General features: G+C 63.3%; 20 protein-coding genes and 1 riboswitch. Of the genes, 7 read left to right on the forward strand and 13 right to left on the reverse strand.

Annotated features, from left to right (window positions below; translation table 11 throughout):
• Positions 1–94: 94 nt before the first annotated feature.
• The 8 genes from BM171_RS04960 to BM171_RS04995 form a co-directional block, all read right to left on the reverse strand.
• On the reverse strand, positions 95–628 hold the full coding sequence (locus BM171_RS04960; protein ID WP_093009736.1) for an IS3 family transposase: 534 nt from the start codon (positions 626–628) through the stop codon (positions 95–97).
• 8 nt (positions 629–636) lie between these two features.
• Complete coding sequence (locus BM171_RS04965; protein WP_093009737.1) at positions 637–930, reverse strand: transposase; 294 nt, start codon at positions 928–930, stop codon at positions 637–639.
• Positions 931–1,735: 805 nt separating this feature from the next.
• Positions 1,736–3,217, reverse strand: coding sequence for an inorganic phosphate transporter (locus BM171_RS04970; RefSeq protein ID WP_093009738.1), 1,482 nt, complete (start codon positions 3,215–3,217; stop codon positions 1,736–1,738).
• Positions 3,218–3,244: 27 nt separating this feature from the next.
• Positions 3,245–3,721, reverse strand: a complete 477-nt coding sequence (locus tag BM171_RS04975) for an NUDIX hydrolase (protein ID WP_093009739.1) — start codon at positions 3,719–3,721, stop codon at positions 3,245–3,247.
• A gap of 333 nt (positions 3,722–4,054) precedes the next feature.
• On the reverse strand, positions 4,055–5,374 hold the full coding sequence (locus BM171_RS04980) for a TRAP transporter large permease (protein WP_093009740.1): 1,320 nt from the start codon (positions 5,372–5,374) through the stop codon (positions 4,055–4,057).
• A gap of 2 nt (positions 5,375–5,376) precedes the next feature.
• A complete protein-coding gene (locus BM171_RS04985; protein ID WP_093009741.1) occupies positions 5,377–5,949 on the reverse strand; it encodes a TRAP transporter small permease subunit in 573 nt (190 codons plus the stop codon).
• A gap of 68 nt (positions 5,950–6,017) precedes the next feature.
• Positions 6,018–7,022, reverse strand: a complete 1,005-nt coding sequence (locus BM171_RS04990) for a TRAP transporter substrate-binding protein (RefSeq protein ID WP_093009742.1) — start codon at positions 7,020–7,022, stop codon at positions 6,018–6,020.
• A gap of 38 nt (positions 7,023–7,060) precedes the next feature.
• The gene (locus BM171_RS04995) at positions 7,061–7,561 is read right to left on the reverse strand and encodes a gluconokinase (RefSeq protein WP_217646674.1); all 501 of its coding nucleotides are present in this window, start codon (positions 7,559–7,561) and stop codon (positions 7,061–7,063) included.
• A gap of 100 nt (positions 7,562–7,661) precedes the next feature.
• On the opposite strand from BM171_RS04995, the gene gntR reads away from it, so the two are divergent.
• Complete coding sequence (gene gntR / locus BM171_RS05000) at positions 7,662–8,690, forward strand: HTH-type transcriptional regulator GntR (RefSeq protein WP_093009744.1); 1,029 nt, start codon at positions 7,662–7,664, stop codon at positions 8,688–8,690.
• 152 nt (positions 8,691–8,842) lie between these two features.
• Here the strand turns inward: gntR and BM171_RS05005 are convergent, their stop codons facing one another.
• The 5 genes from BM171_RS05005 to BM171_RS05025 all read right to left on the reverse strand — a co-directional run bounded on the left by BM171_RS05005 (position 8,843) and on the right by BM171_RS05025 (position 15,147).
• On the reverse strand, positions 8,843–9,424 hold the full coding sequence (locus BM171_RS05005) for a hypothetical protein (protein ID WP_139218669.1): 582 nt from the start codon (positions 9,422–9,424) through the stop codon (positions 8,843–8,845).
• A gap of 57 nt (positions 9,425–9,481) precedes the next feature.
• A complete protein-coding gene (locus BM171_RS05010; RefSeq protein ID WP_093009746.1) occupies positions 9,482–10,564 on the reverse strand; it encodes a cache domain-containing protein in 1,083 nt (360 codons plus the stop codon).
• 307 nt (positions 10,565–10,871) lie between these two features.
• Positions 10,872–11,969: an HlyD family secretion protein gene (locus BM171_RS05015; RefSeq protein ID WP_245760188.1), complete on the reverse strand. Its 1,098-nt coding sequence runs from the start codon at positions 11,967–11,969 to the stop codon at positions 10,872–10,874.
• A 162-nt stretch (positions 11,970–12,131) separates the two neighbouring features.
• On the reverse strand, positions 12,132–13,163 hold the full coding sequence (locus tag BM171_RS05020) for a family 8 glycosyl hydrolase (RefSeq protein ID WP_175497493.1): 1,032 nt from the start codon (positions 13,161–13,163) through the stop codon (positions 12,132–12,134).
• A gap of 13 nt (positions 13,164–13,176) precedes the next feature.
• Positions 13,177–15,147, reverse strand: coding sequence for a glycosyltransferase (locus BM171_RS05025; RefSeq protein ID WP_093009749.1), 1,971 nt, complete (start codon positions 15,145–15,147; stop codon positions 13,177–13,179).
• A gap of 332 nt (positions 15,148–15,479) precedes the next feature.
• Here BM171_RS05025 and BM171_RS05030 point away from each other — a divergent pair, with 332 nt between their 5' ends.
• From BM171_RS05030 to thiD, 6 genes are all read left to right on the forward strand, one after another.
• A complete protein-coding gene (locus BM171_RS05030; RefSeq protein WP_093009750.1) occupies positions 15,480–16,694 on the forward strand; it encodes a CaiB/BaiF CoA transferase family protein in 1,215 nt (404 codons plus the stop codon).
• Positions 16,691–17,425: a glutathione S-transferase N-terminal domain-containing protein gene (locus BM171_RS05035; protein ID WP_093009751.1), complete on the forward strand. Its 735-nt coding sequence runs from the start codon at positions 16,691–16,693 to the stop codon at positions 17,423–17,425. Before BM171_RS05030 ends, BM171_RS05035 begins: the two co-directional genes overlap by 4 nt.
• Before the next feature lie 139 nt (positions 17,426–17,564).
• Positions 17,565–18,314 (forward strand): type I methionyl aminopeptidase, encoded by a 750-nt coding sequence (gene map / locus BM171_RS05040; protein ID WP_093009752.1) that lies wholly within the window; start codon positions 17,565–17,567, stop codon positions 18,312–18,314.
• 115 nt (positions 18,315–18,429) lie between these two features.
• Positions 18,430–18,525: riboswitch (TPP riboswitch) on the forward strand.
• Positions 18,526–18,572: 47 nt separating this feature from the next.
• Positions 18,573–19,364 (forward strand): hydroxyethylthiazole kinase, encoded by a 792-nt coding sequence (thiM, locus tag BM171_RS05045; protein WP_093009753.1) that lies wholly within the window; start codon positions 18,573–18,575, stop codon positions 19,362–19,364.
• Complete coding sequence (gene thiE / locus BM171_RS05050) at positions 19,361–19,969, forward strand: thiamine phosphate synthase (RefSeq protein WP_093009754.1); 609 nt, start codon at positions 19,361–19,363, stop codon at positions 19,967–19,969. The genes thiM and thiE overlap by 4 nt, the downstream gene beginning before the upstream one ends.
• On the forward strand, positions 19,966–20,772 hold the full coding sequence (gene thiD, locus BM171_RS05055; protein ID WP_093010097.1) for a bifunctional hydroxymethylpyrimidine kinase/phosphomethylpyrimidine kinase: 807 nt from the start codon (positions 19,966–19,968) through the stop codon (positions 20,770–20,772). The genes thiE and thiD overlap by 4 nt, the downstream gene beginning before the upstream one ends.
• Positions 20,773–20,849 lie beyond the last annotated feature (77 nt).

The raw sequence follows: 20,849 nt of genomic DNA on the forward strand, positions 1-20,849 counted from the left end.
CGGCGGAGCCGGTCGGTCCAGGCGAAGGACGTGAACTGGCTGCCCTGATCCGTGTTCATGATCTCGGGCGGGCCGAACTTGTGGATGGCCTCGCTCAGCGCTTCGCACCGTTGCCCGGCAGGCGATTTGCTACGCAAATCTGCCGAGAGGGGCAGAAGTCGGCCTCCAGGGTGTTCGAGATCCGCCAGGATAGAACCTTGCGCGTGTGCCAGTCCATGATCGCTATGAGGTATAGGAACCCGCGGCGCATGGGCAGGTAGGTGATGTCCGAGCACCAGACCTGGTTCGGACGATCCACGCGCAGACCTCTCAGCAGGTAGGGATAGGTCTTGTGCCCCTTCGCTGGCCTGCTGGTGTTTGGCTTCTGGTAGATCGGCATGAGCCCCATCAGCCGCATCAACCGACGTGTCCGCTTTTCGTTCACGAGGTTGCCGTCGTTGCGAAGGTGCCGGGTCATTTGCCGGACACCGAAGAAGGGCGTCTCCAGGAACTGTTCGTCGATCTGCCGCATCAGGCCGAGGTTCTGTTCGGTCTCTCCCTTCGGCTCGTAGTAATAGGACGAGCGCGCGATCGACAGCAGCTTGCACTGCTGACCGATGGACAGCTGAGGATGGTCAGGCTCGATCATGCCGCGCCTCACTTCCCGCCCCAAGGCTTCAGCTTTCGTTCCAAAAAAGAGTTGGCCACCGCCAGCTCCCCGATCTTGGCGTGGAGCTCCTTCACCTGCTCCTCGTCCATCTCGGGTTTCTTACGGCTCCCGCGCTCGAACACGCCGGACGCGCCTTCGAGCAGGGCTCGCTTCCATTGATGGATCATCGTCGGATGCACCCCGAAGCGGCTCGCCAGCTCGGCCGCCGTCTCTTCACCCTTCAGGGCTTCCAGCGCGACCTTCGCCTTGAACTCAGGCGCGTGCTGCTTGCGTTTCGACATCTCTGATCTCCTTCTCGTCGAAGATCAGCAGACTGCAAATCGTAGCTTATGTCAGTGTCCGAATTTCGGGGGATAGCTCAAGTTGAGGAGTTGGAGTATTTCGAAACCGAAACACAGGCGCTCGCATGGCTTAATGCAGGGGTTAGTTAGACTTCCTCAGAAACCTTAAGCTACCACATGATCGTCGCGAAACTCATTCAAACCAACATTTTGGCGTCAAACGGTCAATTGGCGCAAAGCACCTCGTATATAATGCGAACGACGGTGCCCGAGCGTCCATCGCTTTAGGTTTGCTCCTTGAACCCGCTTGGATGTCCGCTCTGATGATGCGCTTAGGGTTGTTGTGCACCTGCCGCGTAAGCCCGCAATCTGCCCTCTCTCACCGATAGCGGTTGGCAGATGTCAGCTACAAGCTGAGCGGCTGCTTATGGTGTTGCCGGTGCGGCATGCGAGTTCCCGGGAAACTATCGACGCTATCAAGTTCCGACTTCCAAGGAAGAGAGGACACACCCTTGCAGGGCCATCGCTGAATATTCTCTGAGCGTCCTATCCGACGGTTTTGGCTTCAAAAGAGTGTGGTCCACATCCTTATTGTTCTCATTCCATTTATTGGGCCCTTGGGTACGCCTCCCGGGCCTACCAGCTTTCATGGGCGTTCTGGGCTGGATCGGCCCATTTTCTGCGCGGATCAGTCTCGCCGCCCCAAGTTTCCGAGCGAAACATCTCGCCTGCCCTGATGCCACCGCGAGAGCCGGATCGCCGGCCAGCGGCCTCACTGTTCGGTTCGAACGTGACGACGGGCGTGTCAGATCGACACGAAGGACAGGGCCAGGAAGCAAATCGCGGACAGCCCGGCAGCTGCAGGGACGGTGATGACCCAGGCTGCGGCAATCGTCAGAAAATGCGAGCGCCGCACCAGCTTGCGACGCCGACGCTCCTCGCTGGGAACGCGTCGTGCCGCCGGACGCGTGTCTTGGATCATGCGGGCGCGGCGCTCGGCATGCCATTCGCGGAAGAACCCGACACCGAAGACCCCGCCGACCGCGATATGCGTCGAGCTGACGGGAAGGCCGAGCCATGAGGCCGCGATCACCGTGACGGCCGCCGACAGCGCCACGCAATAGGCGCGCATCGGGTTCAGCTTGGTGATCTGGTTGCCGACCATCTGGATCAGCTTCGGACCGAACAGCATCAGTCCGAACGAGATGCCGATTGCGCCGATCAGCATGACCCAGACGGGAATCGCAACCTCGGCGGCCGCTCCACCCGTCTCCTGCGCGTAGACGATAGCAGCGAGCGGGCCGACCGCATTCGCGACGTCGTTTGCGCCATGCGCGAAAGACAGAAGAGCGGCCGATATGATCAACGGCATCCGGAACAGCACCTTGAGAGAGCGGTTCCGGTTCTCGAGCCCATTCGACTGGTGGCGGATCAGGGGCACGGACGCGCTGGCGCAGAGCGTGCCGATGGCGGCTCCGATCATCAGGGCCGTCGGCATGTCGATCGACATGACGTGCTTCAAGCCCTTCAGCGCAAGATAGCTGGCGAACGCCGCCGCCATCAGTCCGATCAGGACCGGCACCCAGATGCGGGCCGCGGCGATCTTGTCCTCGACATAGATCACCTTCCACTTGATGAAGGCGAGCATGGCTGCCGCGATGATGCCGCCGAGCGCAGGCGAGATGACCCAGCTGGCCGCGATCGCGCTCATCGTGGTCCAACTGACCGCGCCGAGCCCGGCTGCCGCGATACCCGCTCCCATGACGCCGCCGACGACCGAATGGGTGGTCGAGACCGGTGCGCCGATGAAGGTCGCAAGGTTCACCCAGAGCGCGGCTGAGAGCAGCGCTGCCATCATAGCGGTGACGAACACCCGGCTGTCGGCGAGGCTTTCAGGCGCGACGATCCCCTTGGAAATCGTGTCCACGACGTCACCGCCCGCCAGCAGCGCACCCGCGCTCTCGCAAATGGCCGCAATCGCGATGGCGCCAGCCATGGACAGCGCCCGCGCCCCGACCGCCGGACCCATGTTGTTGGCAACGTCATTCGCGCCGATATTGAGCGCCATGTAGGCGCCGAACGCTGCCGCTACCACGACGAAGATCGCGCCCGGCGTCTGCCCGACGATCAGGCCGGCGGCGATCGCGGCGACACCGACGAACAGCAGCGACAACCCCGCTCCGATAAGCGGCCGCGACGCATACATGGTCGCGGCCTCGAGCCGCGACAGACGGTTGAGGTCGCGGTCGAGGGTTTGCCAGCTATAGGAGCCGTCCTGCTCGCTCATGTGTTTTCTCTCTCAGGGGGGCAAGGCTTATCGCGAAGGACCAGACAGCAGGGCTTCGGCATCGGACAGGAGCCTTTTCAGCTCCGGTTCCTCGACCGCGTCCGCAGCATCGCGCGGCGTCATCCAGCGGCGCTCGCGTTTTCCGGCTTCCGGATACACGTCGTAGAGCAACTCGGTTTCGATCGAATAGACGTCGACATTGGTCGGAACCGGGATACCGCCCCGAAGGCGCTTGTCGTAGCGATATTGTCCGATCCAGCCCGGTTTTCCGCCGCGCGGCTTCACGCCAGCCTCTTCCCATGCTTCCTCCAGCGCGACGCCTCCCGCATCAAAGCCGGTCTTGGGCCAGCCCTTGGGCAGGATCCAGCGGCGCGTCTCGAGAGAGGTCACGAGCAGGATTTCAAGCTTGTCCCGGTCCCGCCGAAAGCACAGCGCAGCGACCTGATACCGCGACGGGCGCCTCAGGATCGGCTGGATGAACTGGGACCATATCGTGTTGAACATCGGCATTCCTCGGATTCGATCAGCCGGTATCATCTGTGGCGTTCGGAATTCAACTTGGTGCGGCGACCTTGCGGTCCGGCGCATGATCACGGCCGGCAGGCCGTCTTGCACGCTCCGAGCGCGATGACGCGCGGAAACTGCGCGCGCCTGCCGAAAGGCGCAAGGCGCGGCTCGACCGTCGAACTGGTGTCCTGCCCCTGCGGCGCGCCGGAACGCCGCCGAAGCCGGGACTTGCCGACAGGCCGAGCGGGCCAACCACCGAGCACTTGGGGAAAGCAGCCGCCGCCAAATAGGGCGAGCACGTCAGGCCGACCCGGCCGGCGGCCCTGCCCGTCAGCGCCCGGTGATCCCCGGGAAGGCGATGAGGACGGCAAGCGCGAGGATCTGCAACGCGATGAAGGGCAGCAGCGACCGGAAGATCTCACCGAGGCTGATATCTGGCGGGGCCACGGATTTCAGGTAGAACGCGGCCGGACCGAAGGGCGGCGAGAGGAAGCTCACCTGCATGTTCATGCAGAACAGCACCCCGAACCACACAGGGTCATATCCAAGATCTGTGATGATCGGCACGAAGACCGGCATCGCCAGCAGCGCGATGCCCACCCAGTCTAGGAACATGCCCAGAAGGAACAAGATCCCCATCATGAACAAGAGCACGACCAGCCGGTTGTCCGAGATATTGGCAACCAGCGATTGGATGAATTCAAGCCCGCCCATCAGGTTGAAGACACCCACGAGCGCCGAGGCGCCGATCCCGATCCAGACGATCATGCCGACGGTCTGAAGCGTCTGCAGCGCCGCGCCTTTCATGAGCGCAAGCGTGAATTCCCCGCGCAGCATGGTCGAGATTATGACGCCCAGAACGCCAACCGCGGAGGCTTCGGTCACGCTGGCGATCCCGCCGTAGATCGAGCCCAGAACGCCGATCACCACGAGAATAGGCAGGATCAGGCCCCGCAGAAGCTTGAGCTTTTCCGAAAGCGGCGTCTCGTCGTCAGGTGGCATTGCGGGAGCGATGGCTGGGTTCATGTAGGCGCGGATCAGTACGTAGGTGACGTAAAACCCGGCCAGCATCAGCCCCGGCAGGAAGGATGCGGTGAAGAGATCCCCGATGGAGACGTTCGCGGTCAGCCCGTAGATGATAAGGACGATAGACGGCGGGACCATCGTGCCGAGCGCCCCGCCCGCGCATACGACGCCGATGGCAAGACCTCGGTCGTAGCCGAGGCGCAGCATCTGCGGCAGCGCGATGAGGCCCAGGAGAACGATCTCGCCGCCGATGATGCCGGACATCGCCGCGAGGATCACCGCGACGATGATCGTCTGGATGGCGACGCCGCCGCGCAGCCGTCCGCCCACGAGCTTCATCGCGTCGAAAAGATCGCGCGCGATGCCGGAGCGGTCGAGGATGGCGGCCATCAGGACGAACATCGGCACGGACACGAAGACGAAGCTCGTGACGAAGGAATAGACCCGGCTCGTGATAAGCGGCACCGCCATCGGTCCGAACCATCCCAGAGCGAAGATCAGCGCGACGAGCAGCGTCACGAAGGCCAGCGGAATGCCGGTGACGAGCAGCAGCAGGAGCATGCCGAACATCATGTAGGTGGCGGTCTCGACGCCGAGCCCCTGAAGCGATCCGAAAAGTTCCATCGTTACCGTTTCCCGCGTGCGTAATTCACGGTGAGCACAAGGAACTGCACCGCCATGACGGTCAGGACCGCCAGAAGGAAGACTTTCATGAGGCCGGGATAGACCGGATCCCAGGCGCTGCCCGAGCGTTCCAGCCGGAATTCGCCCGACGGCGTGAAGGCGGCACGGCCGACCATGATCCAGGCGGCATAGGTGAACATCGCCGACGAGAGCGCGCAAACTGCCGAGATGATCACGTCGAAGACGCGCCGCACCTTTGGCGACACCGCATCATAGATCAATACGACGCGGATATGGCTGTTGCGCGCCACGCAATAGAGCCCGCCATAGACGAAGGCGATGCCGGACAGGAAGATCGTGGTCTCGTGCGCCCAGGTGGTGGGATTGTTGAAGAAGTAGCGCAGGACCACTTCCTGGATGAGGATCAGCATCGCCAAGACGATACCGATGGCGAAGACGATCCCGCCTCGGGAGATGAGCCGCCCGAGCAGTCCGGCCTCGGGGATCGGCCCGCCCTCGTCTCTTGGCGGCTCTTCGCTGCTGCCGTGCTGGATATCGTCCCGTGCCGTGGTCATCGGCTGCCCTCCTCAAGACCGGGGCCGGCCTCGTGACAAGGCCGGCCCCACTTACCTTCGAGAGACCCTTACATCAGGCCCTGCTCGCTCAGATACGCGGTCAGCGCGTCGTAGACCTTCTGTGCGTTGTCCGAACGCTCGGCGACCTTTTCCCATTCGCCTTGGGCGATCTGGCGGAACTTGGCGCGCTCCTCGTCGGACCAGTCATGCACGGTCACCTCGCCCGAGGCTTTCGCCTCTTCGACGGCCTGCTGGTCAGCTTCGTTCAGCGTTTCGATCTGCATCTGCGCGAAGTCCTGGACGGACGTTTCGAGCATGGTCTGCTGCTCTTCGCTCAAGCTGTCCCACTTGGACTTGTTCATCGAGATCTCGACGAGCGGCATGGAGTGGAAACCGGGATAGACCGGGTGCGGGGCGACGTCGTGCATGCCCTGCGCCTGGTTTGTCGAGAAGACGGTGTAATCCGCCGCGTCGATCACGCCCTTGTCGAGCGAGGTGAAGACCTCGGAGCCGGGCAGGTTCACAGGAGCCGCACCTGCCGCCGCGAAGACCTGCTGCACGAGGCCTTCGGGCGCGCGCACCTTGAGGCCCTCCAGATCGTCGACACCTTTAAGCGGCACCTTGGAGACGAACGCCTCGAGGCCCGGCGTGGTCGCGCCGATGAATTGCAGGCCATAGGGGTTCACGAGCTCGTTCATCAGCTCCTTGCCGCCGCCTTCATACATGAAGTCGAGCATTTCCTGCGGGTCGCCATAAGCGCCAACGGGGTTCGCGATCAGGCCGAAGGCCGGATCCTTGCCCGCAAAATACGAGGTGTCGGTCACGTGACCGTCGAGAATGCCCGCCGCGATGGCGTCCTGTGTCTCGTTATGGGCGACGATGGACTCGACCGGCAGAAGCTCGATCTCGATCGCGCCGTCGCTCATATCGGAGACGCTCTCGGCCCATTGCTGCTGAAGCTGGAAATTCGGGTTGCCCGCCGGATCGGACGACTGGAAGCGCAGGGTCATGTCCTGCGCGAAGGCCGGGCCAGCAACGCTGGCCATGAGGGCTGCTATGGTCAGATGTTTCATGATTTGGGTCCTCTTCCCTTGGTGAAATCAATGCCGGGTCAGGCTGTGGGCCTGACGCGGCTCGCGAAGGCCTCTGCGGCATCCACGATGTCGGTGACAGGCCGAACGATATCGATGGTCAGAACGTCCGGCCCGTCCGGCGCTTCGAGAAGCGCGAACTGGCTGTCGATCAGGCTGGCGGGCATGAAGTGGTCGCTACGCCCGGCCATACGTTCGGCGACGAGAGACCGTGACCCCGACAGGTGCACGATCCGCAGGTCGCTGAGCGCCGATGCCAGCCGGTCCCGATAGGAGCGCTTCAAGGCGGAACACGCGATGACGGTGTCCTTCCCCGAGCTCAGCGCCGCCTCTGCGATCCGGTCAAGCCAGCTCCAGCGATCCTCGTCAGTCAGCGGATCGCCACGGCTCATCCGGGCGACTGCCGAGTCCGAATGGTAGCTGTCGGCCTCGATGAACTGCGTGCCTAGACGGTCGGCCAGCCTGCTGGCGACGGACGACTTACCCGTTCCGCACACCCCCATGACCAGCACGTGTGTCACGCAAATTCCTCCCGAAATGCAGCTTTCCGCCGAATGACAGCGCTATCATTAGTTGACAGCGCTGTCATTGGTCAAGGATAGACTCAGCAAGGAGCAAAGAATGACGCAAGCGCCAAGAAAAAGCCCGCCACGCGTGACCTTGGAGGATGTGGCACGCCGCGCGCAGACCTCGACGATCACCGTCAGTCGGGCATTACGCCGCCCCGGAATGGTGTCGGAGAAGCTGCGCGAGCGAATCGCGAAAGCGGTGACCGAACTCGGTTACGTTCCCGATCCTGCGGCGAGCGCGCTTGCCTCGCGCCGCTCGAACGTCATCGGTGTTCTGATCCCGTCCGTCACCAATTCCGTCTTCGCTGAGGTTCTGTCGGGGCTCTACGACACGATCGCGGGCAAGCCGTTCAACGCCCAGCTCGGGAACACGCGCTATGCGCCTGAGACCGAGGACGAGCTTATCCGCGTCTTCCTCAGCCAGCGGCCCGCAGGGCTCGTCGTGACGGGAATTGACCAGTCGCCCGTCTCTCGCGCCCTGCTCGCCGCCGCGGATTGCCCCGTCGTGCAAATCATGGAACTCGGCGAGACGCCCACCGACATGATGGTCGGCTTCTCGCACAGGGATGCCGCACGAACGGCAACGGATCATCTGATAGAACGCGGCTACAAATTCCCCGCCTTTATCGGGGCCCGCATGGACCCTCGGTCGGAGCGACGATTGCAAGGCTTCCGCGATGCCATCGCGGCCGCAGATATCGCTGAGGGGGATCGCGTCGTGACCACGCCGACCCCGTCGAGCGTCACCCTCGGCGAGACCCTGCTGGCTGAGCTTCTGGCGCAAGCGCCCGAAACCGATGCGATCCTTTGCAACAACGACGACCTTGCCCTCGGCGTGCAGTTCGCCGCCCATCGCAGGGGCATCGCTATCGGTCCTGAACTTGGCCTCTGCGGGTTCAACGACATCGAGGTCATGGAAGCCGCGCATCCGTCCATCACCAGTGTGCGGACTTTCCGGCGCGAGATGGGCCGGCTGGCCATTGATATGCTGATGGCGCGTATCGAAGGCAAAGACGTGGACGAGAACGTGCGCGACCTCGGCTACGCACTGATGCCGCGGGACAGCACGATGAGAGAATGAGGATCGGTCCCGCGAAGCGAAGAGCGCCGGACAAGCGCGACGTTTGGCTATGCGCGCCCTCCCATGCCAGAGAGATCGTCATCCAATGCCGGCGAGGACATCCTGACCGGATCCGCATTGGAACCCTCCTCCGACGCATTCGGTCTTAATGCTCAGAACGTGTTGAATGACACGCCCACGAAGACGTCTTCTGACAGGAACCGATACCCTGCCCTCAAGCTCAGGCGCGTGTCCGGAATACGTTTTGAAACGGCCAAGGCGGCGTCGTCGTATGTGTCGCTTCCCCCACGGCTGACCTCGATCGCGAGCCCGGCGGACGAGATGTTGGCCTGTGCCAGCACGAACCAAGCCGAGTCGATCGTGTCATATTCAACCTGCCCGTAGAGCCCGCCGAAACCCGTGGCCCTGTAGTGATCCGCGACAAGCTTGAGCCCAATCTCGCCGTTGTCGAACCCATCTCCTGCCTCGTGTTCGATTTTGGCAGACGGTCCGATCTTGAGGCTTGTGCCGTCGGCCGAGTAAAGGGTGTAGCCAGTCGAAACGGCAAGCTGCGCCTCGTCGCCGGCAGACGAGAGAACCGAGCCGAAGGTCAGCCGATCCCGCGTCACCGATCCCACCGCCACCGCCGTCTCGGTCGAGAAATCCGCTTGCAGGAAGGTGCCGTCCGCTTTGGCGGCTGGGGCCACGATTGTCGCCAACAGGGCTCCGGTCGCGATAGCTCCGTTCATACGCATTGCGATCCTCGTTATTGCATTGGAATTGCGGGCGCACGGCGTCGCAGAATTGATCGCCTAGTCACGCGAGAAGTTGCCGGCAGATTGCAGACGCGTCTGCAGCTTAGCCAATGTCGACGACAAGCTCGCCGCTTCGGCGGAGGAGGCATTCTCGCGCGGATAGACTTCCTCGCCGTTCGCGATGCCTTCGGCCACCCGGACAAGCTCTGCAATGGGGCGCAGCACGAGCCCGCTGATGAGCGCATAGACAAGCGAGAGTGCCGCGATCAGAAGCCCCATACCCCAGGTCGAACGCAGCTCGTCGAGGAAGCCGGGAGCATCGGGGTCGCTGGCAGGCACGCGCACGATTAGGTTCCAGCCGAGGTCGGGCACGACGAGACCGCCGACATTGCTCGCGAACGCGGAGACGAACTCTGTCGACGAGGTATCGGTGAGCACACTGGCGGGACGGCGCGGTCCGGTTGCCTGGTTCCTCTCCTCCTCCAGCAATTCATTGCCGAACAGGTTCGTGTCGCTGGCAACGACGCGGCCGTCGCGATCGACGATAAAGGCGTCGAGCCCGAACGTGTCGGCAACGTTTTGAACGTAGCCGCGCACCCATCCGAGGCTCACCCTGTAGACGACCACCGCTTGCGGCAGCCCGTCCGGCCCCAGAACGGGTCGCGAGAAATTCAGGAACGTCTGGTCGAGTTCGTCGCTCTGGTCCGATGCGAAGACATCACCGACGCTTTTCCCGCGCAATCCATCGCGGAACCACTCTGCGTTGGAGACATCCTCCCCGACGCGCCAGTCTCTCGAGCCCGCGATGATCGTGCCTCCCGGATCCGCGATACCGGCCCAGGTGACCGCGTAGCTTGCATCGGCCGCGGCGTTGACGAATTGATCGCGCGTGTCGGCTTGCGAGATGTCGACGTTGCGGACGACAGCCCCGAGGCTGTTCCATTCCCGCTCGATCGCCTCTGTGAACGTGGTGCGCATCGCTTCAGCCCCACGCAGGGCACTCGCTCTTTGTGCATCGGTTTTCACTTCCTGCGTCTGGAGAAACAGCCACAGGATGGAACAGGCGAAAATCAGGATCGCGAAAAGAATATTCCCGCCGATCACGACGACCGCGAGCCTTGGTGCAGTCATGTCTTTCATTTTCAGCTTCTCAAACAATCTCGTTTCAGGCGTCACGCTTTGTGACCGTTGGACAGCGTCATTTTGGAGCCGCAATCCGGCTGAACTTGGGCCCGAGCGACATGCGGGCATCACGAGTATATTATCTGCTTACCACGCTGCAAAATATTGAAACGTCTTGGAAAACCGGGACATCGAGTGACAGCTGGACGAGCCCTGCACCCGTGGGTTAACCAATGCGCCCTCAAGATGTCGGCATGGCCCTCTCTCGCCGCGCTTTGATCGCACGCGGTCGCCTTGGAGCAGGTCTTCCAAGCGCAGCTTGGCGTTACCCGAAGACGCTTCGCACCCAATCGAGCGGACGGCGCTCGAAAAATGCACGGCCCGTTCTCCCTACCACGCAGCCCAATTCCGAATCCTGGTTCAAGGCCGGGACGCGCAGCGTGACATCGAACCGCTCGAGGTGTTGCTGGGACGGCGCGACGGCGAGGTTCCCGTAAATCCTCTCGGCGCCACTTCCCGCAAGACGGGTCACCGTCGCATCATAGATGTCGGACTGTCCCGACATCCTGAATTCGGCGGATTGTCCGAGTGTCAGGTCGTTGTAAATCCGCTCGGTTACCGACAACGTCACGATCAAAGACTCGCAATCGAGGATCCGCAACAGCGGATCGCCGCGCTGGACGATGACGCCGTCGGCCTGAAGCACCTCCCAGAAAAGGCCCGAGACCGGGGAAGAGAGCTGTCCCCCGCCTGCCAGTGTGGCACGCACGCGCGATTGATCGACGCGCGCCGACACAGCGTCCAAGCGCTCCTGTGCCCGCACGAGATCGGCTTCGAGCGCGGCGATGTCCGTTTCGAGCTGCATCGACAGCTGCTCCGAGACCGGCGCATCGTTGTAGCCATCTCCGAGATACACACCGGCACGCGCGGCCGCGAGTTCGATCTCCAGAACGGCCACCCGTTCCCGTGCCGAGGTGAGCGTCAAGCCTCCTTCGTCCGGGCTTTGCGTGTCAGATCCGTCCTCCGCCGGTGATCCGCCGGTTTCTGTATCCGCTTCGCCCGGCACGCTCCCCGCTTCGAGACGCTCGACGCGCTCGCGGGCGAATTCGAAGCGGGTGGCAAGCTCCTCCACTCGCCTGTCCTGGTAAGATGCACTCCGTTCAGCAAGACGGTCGCGAGCCTGTTTCGCGGCCTCCAGGCGCTCGGTGGCATGGGTCAGTTCGGTCTCGGCGAAGGATTGCTCCATCTGCAAATCGGACAGCCGGACGTTGTCGACGAGGCGATCCTCAACCCGCGCCAGCACTTCACCTTGTTCGACACGCGCGCCGAGAACACGGTCTTCAACGGTGAGATCGCCTGCCACCGGCGCGCGCAGCGTGACGACTTCCGCATTCACGACCGCGTTCGCGCTCGCGCCCGACATCTGCTCACCAATGATGACCCACAACGCGGCAACAACGATCGAACCGCCGATAACAGGACGCAAATACCTCAAGGTCTGCCCTCTCTTCTTCATCCACGCCCAGAGACAAAGGCGCGGCGTTTACCAAGATCACCCCAGGCAAATCGAAGAAACTTGGCAACCTTATGGCGGTGAGCACGCCTCACCTTCCCGCTTAGCAAGATCAACAAACATGTGAAGCGTGCTCGGGAAATATGCCTCGGAGAACGCATGTGCAGGATTGCGTGGTTCGGAAACGCACTGCGTCAAACCGGCCATCGCGAGATATCCCGGCAGGTCGCTGGTCTGAATCGGCCTGCCAGTCTCGTCTCGCGCCACGATCACGCGGCCCGTCTCGGGCGGTCCGAAAAAGTCCTGCATACGCGACAGGGCCGGATGGTCCGAGACGCCGGACCACCGCAGGAACAGGCCCGCCCGCATGGCATCATAACTCGCGGCAGTTTCGCGATCCGCAGGAACGGCATACCCCTGCGATGTGACGTCGATCCAATCCGGCACGAAACCGCGGATCGCAAGTTCCGCGAGACAGGTTTGCCCATGATCGGCTGCCTGGATCAAACGCGGCCGGGACGCGGCCTCGCCCAATTCGCGCAATGCGCGGGGCATGATATAGGACGGGTTGAACAGAACCCTGCGTTCCGTGACGCGCGATTCCGCCGACGGTTTCAGCAGCGGCTCACTCGGGGCACGCGGATCATTGGCGAGGCAGAGATCCTCAATCGCTCCGCAGATCTCTTGCCAGGATCCCGCGTCGATCGGCCATCCTGAGTCGCGGGACGCCCGCAGCAAGGCCCAGGCGCGAAACAGATCGCCATCGGTGGCCGTGATCCAGTCTTCGCCGACAATGCCTGCATCCGGCGTCCAACGCCATGCCATGAGCGGATCCCGCCGCACCAGCAAATGCCGGATCGTCCACCGCTCGATGCTCTCGAACGCGACGCGATCGCCGGCGGCCTGCGCGAGGAGCAAACCATATCCCTGCCCTTCGGAGTGGGAGATGCCACCCTGCTCCGGATCACTCACTCGTCCATCGTCTCTAAGGAACCGGGATTTCCAGGCATCCCAGCGCCCCGCAAACGCGCCCGCGGCCCGCACCGGCCGGGAGGCGAGGCAGGCAAGCGCTCCAGCCACGAAACTGCGGCGATTCACGGGCATGGGGCGATGTTCCTCAGCTTCTGAATTGCAAGCGGCGGGCCACGTCTCCGAGTATCGCGGTGATCCGCACGTTAGACACACCCGGTGCCGTGCCATCGGCATAAAAACGCAGAAACAGCGCTTCGCGTTGCTCAGGCGTCGGGGACAATTGCAGGCGTGCACCGTCGCGTGTGGGCGCGATCACGTAGCTCTCGACATCGCCGACCCCTTCGATCCGCAGCATGCCTCGGTCGTCGGGAGCGAAGGCATGTCCGCGGATCCGCGCGGTGTCGCTCGTCAGGGAGACGAGCCAGACGCTGTGTGCCGCCGCCCCGCTCTGAAAGACTGCGCGTTCCGGCGCATCGGCGACGTGCCGCTCCCGGCGCGGCAGCTCCACGCAAGCAAGGCAGGTGATGCTGAGAACGACAAGGTTGTAGACCGTCCAGAACAGAACCACCCATTTGCCGTCACCGGCGTCGTTATAGGCGAAGCCATCGAAGAAAATGCCGAGGCAAAGCCCGATAAAGGTCAATGCAAGCAGGATCGCGAAAGGCGCCATGATCCGCCACTGGATCACGATGCGCGACCGATCCCCGCCCTTGGCCGTGACGGAAAACGGATGCCCTTTGGGTTTCAACAGACCCACGATCGCGGCTCGGCTGATCGGGATCGCGGCGATCAGCTGGCTCACATCATGGAGCAGCGGCAACACCATCCTCGGTGCCAGGAGGTTCATCGCGAACTGCACCCAGATGTAGAATACGCCGAAGTAGATGAGGACATCCTCAAGGCGGGCATCGACGACGATGATGTTGAAATACCAATAGAGCAGCGGAAAGGTGATCGCGGCGATGCGGAAGACGAAGCTCGGCAACCAGTAGAAGACCGAGTCGATCACGCTCCACCGGTTGCGCAGACGCAGGTTGTTCTTCGCGAAAGGACCGACCGAGGATCTGGCGATCTGCATGAGCCCCAGGCACCACCTTGCCCGCTGGGTGACGTATTCCTTGAGCCCTTCCGGCGCGAGTCCTTCGGTCAGCGGCTCGTTCAGGTAGACCGTCTTGTAACCTTTCTCCTGCATCTTGAGCGACAGGAGAAAGTCCTCGGTCACGCTTTCGGTCGGCATCTTGCCGATCTTCATCAAGGCGTCGTAGCGCGCGATCGACGAGGTGCCGCAGCAGATCGTGATCCCCCACGCATCGCGCGAGGATTGCATGTAGTCGAAGAAGAAACGCTGCTCGTCGGGATAGGACCGCGAGATGTTGAGATTGTGCTGGATCGGATCGGCATTGAAGAAATGCTGCGGCGTCTGCACAACGCCCACATCCGGGTCGTGGAACAATGCCAGCGAGCGCGAGACAAAGCCCCGGTGCGGCACGAAATCGGCGTCGAGGACGGCGACGAATTCGGGCGGCTCGGCATCCTCGGCGAGCCGCTCGAGCGCATGGTTGATATTGCCGGCCTTGGAACCTTTGTTGTCCGGTCGGCGCATGTAGCGCACACCTTGGCCCGCGCAATAGTCCTGCAACCAGTCGCGGCGACCGTCATCTAGGACAAGGATTTCCTTGTTCTGGTAGCGCAGCGATTTCGCGCCGACGATGGTGCGTTCCAGCACCTCGAGTTCCTCGTTATAGGTCGCGATAAGGATCGCGACCCGCGGCGCTTCGTTTCCCCACCATCCTGCGTGCTGATCGGCCTCGGTGCTGCGGTCGCGATACCGCGACAGGATGACGAAGGCGGAAAGCGAGCCGACGAGTGCGCACAGCTCGAGTGCCAAGAGCGCGCTGCTGGCGGCGAAATCCAGCGTCAGCCCGACCGGGGCGAGCGTCTCGGTCGCCCTCCACCAAGCGTATCGCAGGGCCAGCAAGAACGCGATGCCGAACAGAAAGCTGCGATGCCACACGTTCTTTCGGTCGACAAACGCGCTGAAGACGAGGCCGAGCCCCACGACCAGCATCATCTGCATGAATGCCGATCCAAGCGATCCCAGTTGCGGGAAGTACATGACGTCGTGTTCCTTCGCGTTTCAGGTCCGGCTCTTGGCGCCCTGCCCTCGTTTTCGGATGCGATACCGGCCTGACCAGGAGACCTGCAACCGTTGGGCATGGCTCATCCCATAGCCAACCGAAGGAATTCGTTGATTTTGTGACGGACGAAGGCTTACGCGCCGTAGCTGACCTTGATGATCCGCGGCAGGCAGACGCCTCTGCCATCGCGATTGAGGGTTCCGCGAGCAACGCAGGCTCCCGATGCGAAATTGAGGCGAAACGTTCGGCGCGCTCTACGTCTCGGTCCGGTGCGCTCGTCGCGCAAACTGTTTCAAACTGGAGACCCGCCATGCCCGGACCGCTTGAGGGATTTCGGATCATCGATCTGACCACGATGATCTCGGGCCCCCTCGCCACGATGACGCTCGCCGACCAAGGCGCGGAGGTCATCAAGATCGAGCACCCGAACGGGGGTGATCACAGCCGGCAGGTGACCGGCCGGCGCGGTGGGATGTCTGCATCCTTCCTCAACAACAACCGGGGCAAGAAATCGGTCACGTTGAACCTCAAGGACCCGCGCGGGATCGAGGCTGCGCTGAAGCTTTGCGAGACCGCCGATGTCGTCGTGCAGAACTTCAGACCAGGCGTGATTGATCGCATCGGGCTCGGTGAAGAGGCGATACGCGCCGTGCGGCCCGATGTGATCTATACCTCCATCGCCGGTTTCGGCTTCACCGGAGACTGGGCGCGCCGTCCTGTCTATGACCCGCTCATCCAGGCCCTTTCAGGGCTGGCGAGCGTGCAAGGCGGCGCCGATGCCGCGCGGCCCCGGCTCGTCCGCACGATTCTCCCCGACAAGCTGACCGCGATCCAGACGGCGCAGGCCATCACTGCCGCGCTCCTGGCGCGTAGCCGCACCGGCAAAGGCAGCCACGTCCAGATTTCCATGCTCGACACGGTGTTGGCGTTCCTCTGGAGCTCGGACATGTCAGGCTACACCTTCGTGGGGGACGAGCTGGAGCCTGCGGCGGACGCGGATGCCCAGACTTTCGTGGAACTCATCTACCGGACGGCGGATGGATGGATGGCGGTCTCGGCTCATACCGACAGCACGTGGAAGGGGCTGTCGGCCGCCGTCGGCCGACCTGACTGGCTCGAGGATCCGCGATTTGCCAGCGTCGCCGCCCGAGAGGAAAACAAGCCTGCCCGGCTCGAGCTGACACAAGAGGCCTTGCTCGAGGACACGACGGAGAACTGGATGCGCCGCCTGACCGACCATGATGTGCCCTGCGCGCCGGTGCTCACCCGCGCCGAGGTTTGGTCGCATCCGCAGGTGGAAGCGAACAGCGCGATCCTCGAACAGGATCACCCGCAGGCGGGCCGTATACGACAAGCCAGGAGCCCGGCCCGGTTCTCGGCCACTCCGCCCGGAGACCCGGCGCCGGCACATCTGCTCGGGCAGGACACGCGCTCAGTGCTCGAAGACGCCGGCTACGATCCGGCTACGATCGACGAGATGATTGCGAGCGGCATCGCGACGGAAAAACAGGAGAGCAATCCGTGATCGATCTCTACTTCGCGCCAACACCCAATGGATGGAAGGCGGCCATCATGCTCGAGGAGACGGGGCTCGACTATCGTCTCAATCTCATGCGCCTCGCCGAGGGCGACCAGTTTGCGCCCGAGTTCCTCAAGATCAGTCCCAACGCGAAGATGCCCGCCATCGTCGATCACGCCCCTGCTTCTGCTTGGGGCGAAAACCCAGTTTCCGTTTTCGAGTCCGGCGCGATCCTCCTTTATCTCGCGGACAAGACGGGCGTGTTCGCACCGCCGCCGGAAGATCTGCGCGGGCGCAAGGAATTGATGGAATGGCTGTTCTGGCAGGTCGGCAACCAGGGACCAATGGGCGGCCAGCTCAGTCATTTTCGCAATTACGCGCCCGAAGACGAGCGCGCCTATGGCTTCAAGCGGTATCTTGGCGAATACGACCGTAACCTCGGCGTTCTCGAGAACCGTCTCGATGGGCGCGACTACCTTCTCGGGGCGTATTCCATAGCGGATATGCTGGCATTCACTTGGGCCTTCATCGCCAAGCCTCTTGGCGCTTCGCTCGAAGACTTCCCGCGCGTGGCTGAGTGGCGCCGCCGGATCAAGGAACGCCCAGCCGTGCAGCGTGCAATCGACCTGCACAAGTCGGACCAGAACCGCGGCCGGCACAGGGCCGACAACAACAGGGTGTTGTTCAATCAATCCGCCAGCTCGCTTCGTCAGAAGTCAGCGCCAGGCAAAGAATGACCGGCGTTTTGACTGCCTCATACAGCTTGAGGGCATCCGTTGACCGGCAGGCGCCATCATCGGAGAACGGCAGGCCGGCAGAGCGTTGCAAACCCGTCTTGCGTGGGTAACGTCGCCTCGATGGCAAAAAGGGACGATCATGACGATCACGAACCAGGGCGAATTGGACGGCATGAAGGCTATCGGGCGGATCGTCGCGAATACCTTGCGCGACATGGCGGCAGCGATGGAGCCCGGCATGACCACTCGGGAGCTAGACGAAATCGGGCGAGATCTCCTGGCGCAGGAAGGCGCGGTTTCCGCACCTAAAGCGACCTACGGTTTCCCGGGCACCACCTGCATCAGCGTGAACGAGGAAATCGCCCACGGGATACCGGGCGAACGCGTGATCGCGCGCGGGGATCTCGTGAATATCGACGTCTCGGCGTCGAAGAACGGGTATTTCGCGGATACCGGCGCGACCTGCATCGTGCCCCCGCCCGATCCCGCGAAAGAGCGTCTCTGCCGTGACGGCAGACGCGCCATGGAGATCGGGATCGCAAAGGTCGGCGCCGGCAAGCCCCTCGCCGGGATAGGCCAGGCAATCGGGCGGTTCGCATCGGCACGGGGCTACACGCTCATTCGGAACCTCGCGAGCCACGGCGTCGGTCGGTCCCTGCACGAATATCCGGGCGAGATCGCCACCTGGCCGGACCGCCGGGAGCGCCGCCGGATGACGGCAGGGCTCGTCTTCACGATTGAGCCGTTTCTTTCCACCGGCGGCGTGATGGCGACGGACGGGAAGGACGGTTGGACATTGTACTGCGAGCCGAGAGCGCCGGTCGTGCAGTACGAACACACCGTGATCGCCACGAAACGCGGTGCGATGGTCGTGACCGTCCCGAGCTGAGGGCCGCGCGGTGCTTGCCCCCCCGAGGGGTGCGACCGGACCCGGCCAGTCAGGGGCCTGTTAGGCAGGACAAGTCCACAACTCTTGTGCTCCTTTTATTGCTGTGACAGCCTCGGTCTCGCAACAGGGGCGTCCGCCATGCGCGGGCTGAGAAGCACCCTTCGAACCTGAACCGGATCATGCCGGCGGAGGAAGTTGCGGAGATGGCCCCGAAAGGTGAATGCCGTCTGCCGTGCCTCCGCCCGACAAGGAGGCACCATGCACAATCCCGGAACAACCCTGAGCGCCATGCGCGCCTCGGCTCCTCTCGTTCACAACATAACAAATTTCGTCGCCATGAACGTCATGGCCAATGTCCTTCTGGCCATAGGCGCGTCGCCCGCGATGGTCCATGCGCGCGAGGAAGCGGCTGAATTCGCCGGATTGGCACAGGCACTCACCGTGAATATCGGCACGGCGGATCCCGCATGGGGCACCGCGATGCAGGAGGCCGCGGCCGTCATGTCCGAGGCCGACCGCCCCTGGGTCTTCGATCCGGTCGGCGTGGCCGCCACGCGGTTTAGGCAGGACCTGTCCGATCGGCTACTCGATTTGAAACCGACAGTGGTGCGCGGCAATGCCTCCGAGATCCTCACCTTGGCGGGTCTTGGCGGCTCTGCACGCGGCGTGGATACCGGCGACAGCGTCGCCTCGGCCGAGGATGCGGCGCGCGCCCTGGCCCAACGAACCGGCGGTGTGGTCGCCGTTTCCGGCCCGGTCGACTACATCACGGACGGTGCACGCGTTGCGCGCGTCTCCAACGGTCACCCGATGATGGCGCGGATCACGGTCATGGGCTGCTCGCTCAACGGGGTGATCGCGGCTTTTTGTGCCGATCATCCGACGTTCGATGCGACTGTCGCGGCGCTTGCGGCCTATGGTGCCGCTGGCGAAATGGCGGGCGCGGCGGCGCAGGGACCGGGCAGCTTCCAGGTGGCGTTTCTCGATGCGCTCCATGCCCTCACACCCGAGGCACTGAACGCCGCCGCGCAGATCGAGCTCGCGACATGATCGGGCCGGTCTACGTCGTGACGGATCCGGGCGCACCTATCCCAGTGGCCGATCAGGCGATGGCCGCCGCCCGCGGCGGGGCCTGGGCTGTGCAGATCCGCGACAAGACCATGCCCGACACGGACCTTGCACGCCTGACCGAAGCACTGATGGAAGCGCTCGCCCCGATGGACGTACGCGTCTTCGTCAATGACCGGATCGAGGTGGCACGCAGCACGGGCGCCGACCTCCATATCGGCCAGGGCGATGGCGAGCCGGAGCGCGCACGCGCGCGGATCGCACCAGGCGCTCTGCTCGGCCTGTCGATCGAGACGATAGCGCAATGCAGGCGCATTCCATCGGGCGTCGACTATATCGGCGCCGGTCCCTTTCGCGCCACACCGACCAAGCCCGACGCGGCAGAGCCCATCGGGAGCGAAGGGCTGGCCCGCATCGTCCGAGCCGCGCCGGTGCCGACCATCGCGATTGGCGGGCTGACCGCGCGGGACATCCCCACCCTGAAACACGCGGGGGCGTCCGGAATGGCCGTCGTTTCGGCCGTCACACGCGCCGCGGACCCCGAAGGAGCAACCCGCGCCCTCGTCGATACATGGAGACAGGCATGATACCGAACATCCTCTCTATCGCCGGATCAGACCCGTCGGGAGGCGCCGGCATCCAGGCAGACCTCAAGGCGATCTCGGCCAATGGCGGCTATGGCATGGCCGCGATCACGGCGCTGACAGCACAAAACACACATGCCGTGCGTGCGGTGCTGCTGACCGAACCGGGCATGGTCACCGAGCAGATCGCAGCCATCCGCGAGGATATCCGCATCGATGCCGTGAAGATCGGCATGCTGGGCAGCGCGGCTATCATCGAGGCCGTGGCCGTCGCGCTTTCGGACCTTGCCGCGCCTGTGGTGCTGGACCCGGTCATGGTGGCCAAGGGCGGCGACCGCTTGTTGGCGGAAGAGGCCATGAGCGCTCTTCGCGACCGGCTCCTGCCGATTGCCACGGTTATCACGCCGAACCTGCCCGAGGCCGCTGACCTCTTGGGCGAGGACATGGCAACGAACCGGCCCGGCATGGAGGCACAGGCAAAGGCCTTGCTGGCCCTCGGGCCATCAGCGATCCTGATGAAGGGCGGACACCTCTCCGGAGACCAGAGCCCCGACCTTCTGCGAACTCGGGATGAGAGTCTCTGGCTCGAAGGCATTCGTCATGTCACGCGCAACACGCACGGAACGGGCTGCACTCTGTCTTCGGCCCTCGCCGCGCATCTTGGCCACGGCCTCGCTTTGCCGGAGGCGGTGGCGCGAGCGAAGTCCTACACCGCCGCTGCGATCGCGCAGGCAGACGAGCTCGCCGTCGGCTCCGGTCACGGTCCGGTTAATCATTTTCATTCGAAAAGCCCGGAGGCCAATTGACCACGCCTGGCATGCTGGACCAGTCCACCATCCCCACCAATCGCAAGGGACTTTCCTGACCAGCGTAAGGAGGATCG

The organism is Roseivivax halotolerans (assembly GCF_900115815.1).
GTDB lineage: Bacteria > Pseudomonadota > Alphaproteobacteria > Rhodobacterales > Rhodobacteraceae > Roseivivax > Roseivivax halotolerans.

Coding starts and splice junctions, on each gene's coding strand:
- BM171_RS04960 (WP_093009736.1), bottom strand. CDS start 628: ATGATCGAGCCTGACCATCCTCAGCTGTCCATCGGTCAGCAGTGCAAG.
- BM171_RS04965 (WP_093009737.1), bottom strand. CDS start 930: ATGTCGAAACGCAAGCAGCACGCGCCTGAGTTCAAGGCGAAGGTCGCG.
- BM171_RS04970 (WP_093009738.1), bottom strand. CDS start 3,217: ATGAGCGAGCAGGACGGCTCCTATAGCTGGCAAACCCTCGACCGCGAC.
- BM171_RS04975 (WP_093009739.1), bottom strand. CDS start 3,721: ATGTTCAACACGATATGGTCCCAGTTCATCCAGCCGATCCTGAGGCGC.
- BM171_RS04980 (WP_093009740.1), bottom strand. CDS start 5,374: ATGGAACTTTTCGGATCGCTTCAGGGGCTCGGCGTCGAGACCGCCACC.
- BM171_RS04985 (WP_093009741.1), bottom strand. CDS start 5,949: ATGACCACGGCACGGGACGATATCCAGCACGGCAGCAGCGAAGAGCCG.
- BM171_RS04990 (WP_093009742.1), bottom strand. CDS start 7,022: ATGAAACATCTGACCATAGCAGCCCTCATGGCCAGCGTTGCTGGCCCG.
- gntR (WP_093009744.1), top strand. CDS start 7,662: ATGACGCAAGCGCCAAGAAAAAGCCCGCCACGCGTGACCTTGGAGGAT.
- BM171_RS05005 (WP_139218669.1), bottom strand. CDS start 9,424: ATGCGTATGAACGGAGCTATCGCGACCGGAGCCCTGTTGGCGACAATC.
- BM171_RS05010 (WP_093009746.1), bottom strand. CDS start 10,564: ATGAAAGACATGACTGCACCAAGGCTCGCGGTCGTCGTGATCGGCGGG.
- BM171_RS05015 (WP_245760188.1), bottom strand. CDS start 11,969: ATGTCGGGCGCGAGCGCGAACGCGGTCGTGAATGCGGAAGTCGTCACG.
- BM171_RS05020 (WP_175497493.1), bottom strand. CDS start 13,163: ATGCCCGTGAATCGCCGCAGTTTCGTGGCTGGAGCGCTTGCCTGCCTC.
- BM171_RS05025 (WP_093009749.1), bottom strand. CDS start 15,147: ATGTACTTCCCGCAACTGGGATCGCTTGGATCGGCATTCATGCAGATG.
- BM171_RS05030 (WP_093009750.1), top strand. CDS start 15,480: ATGCCCGGACCGCTTGAGGGATTTCGGATCATCGATCTGACCACGATG.
- map (WP_093009752.1), top strand. CDS start 17,565: ATGACGATCACGAACCAGGGCGAATTGGACGGCATGAAGGCTATCGGG.
- thiM (WP_093009753.1), top strand. CDS start 18,573: ATGCACAATCCCGGAACAACCCTGAGCGCCATGCGCGCCTCGGCTCCT.
- thiE (WP_093009754.1), top strand. CDS start 19,361: ATGATCGGGCCGGTCTACGTCGTGACGGATCCGGGCGCACCTATCCCA.
- thiD (WP_093010097.1), top strand. CDS start 19,966: ATGATACCGAACATCCTCTCTATCGCCGGATCAGACCCGTCGGGAGGC.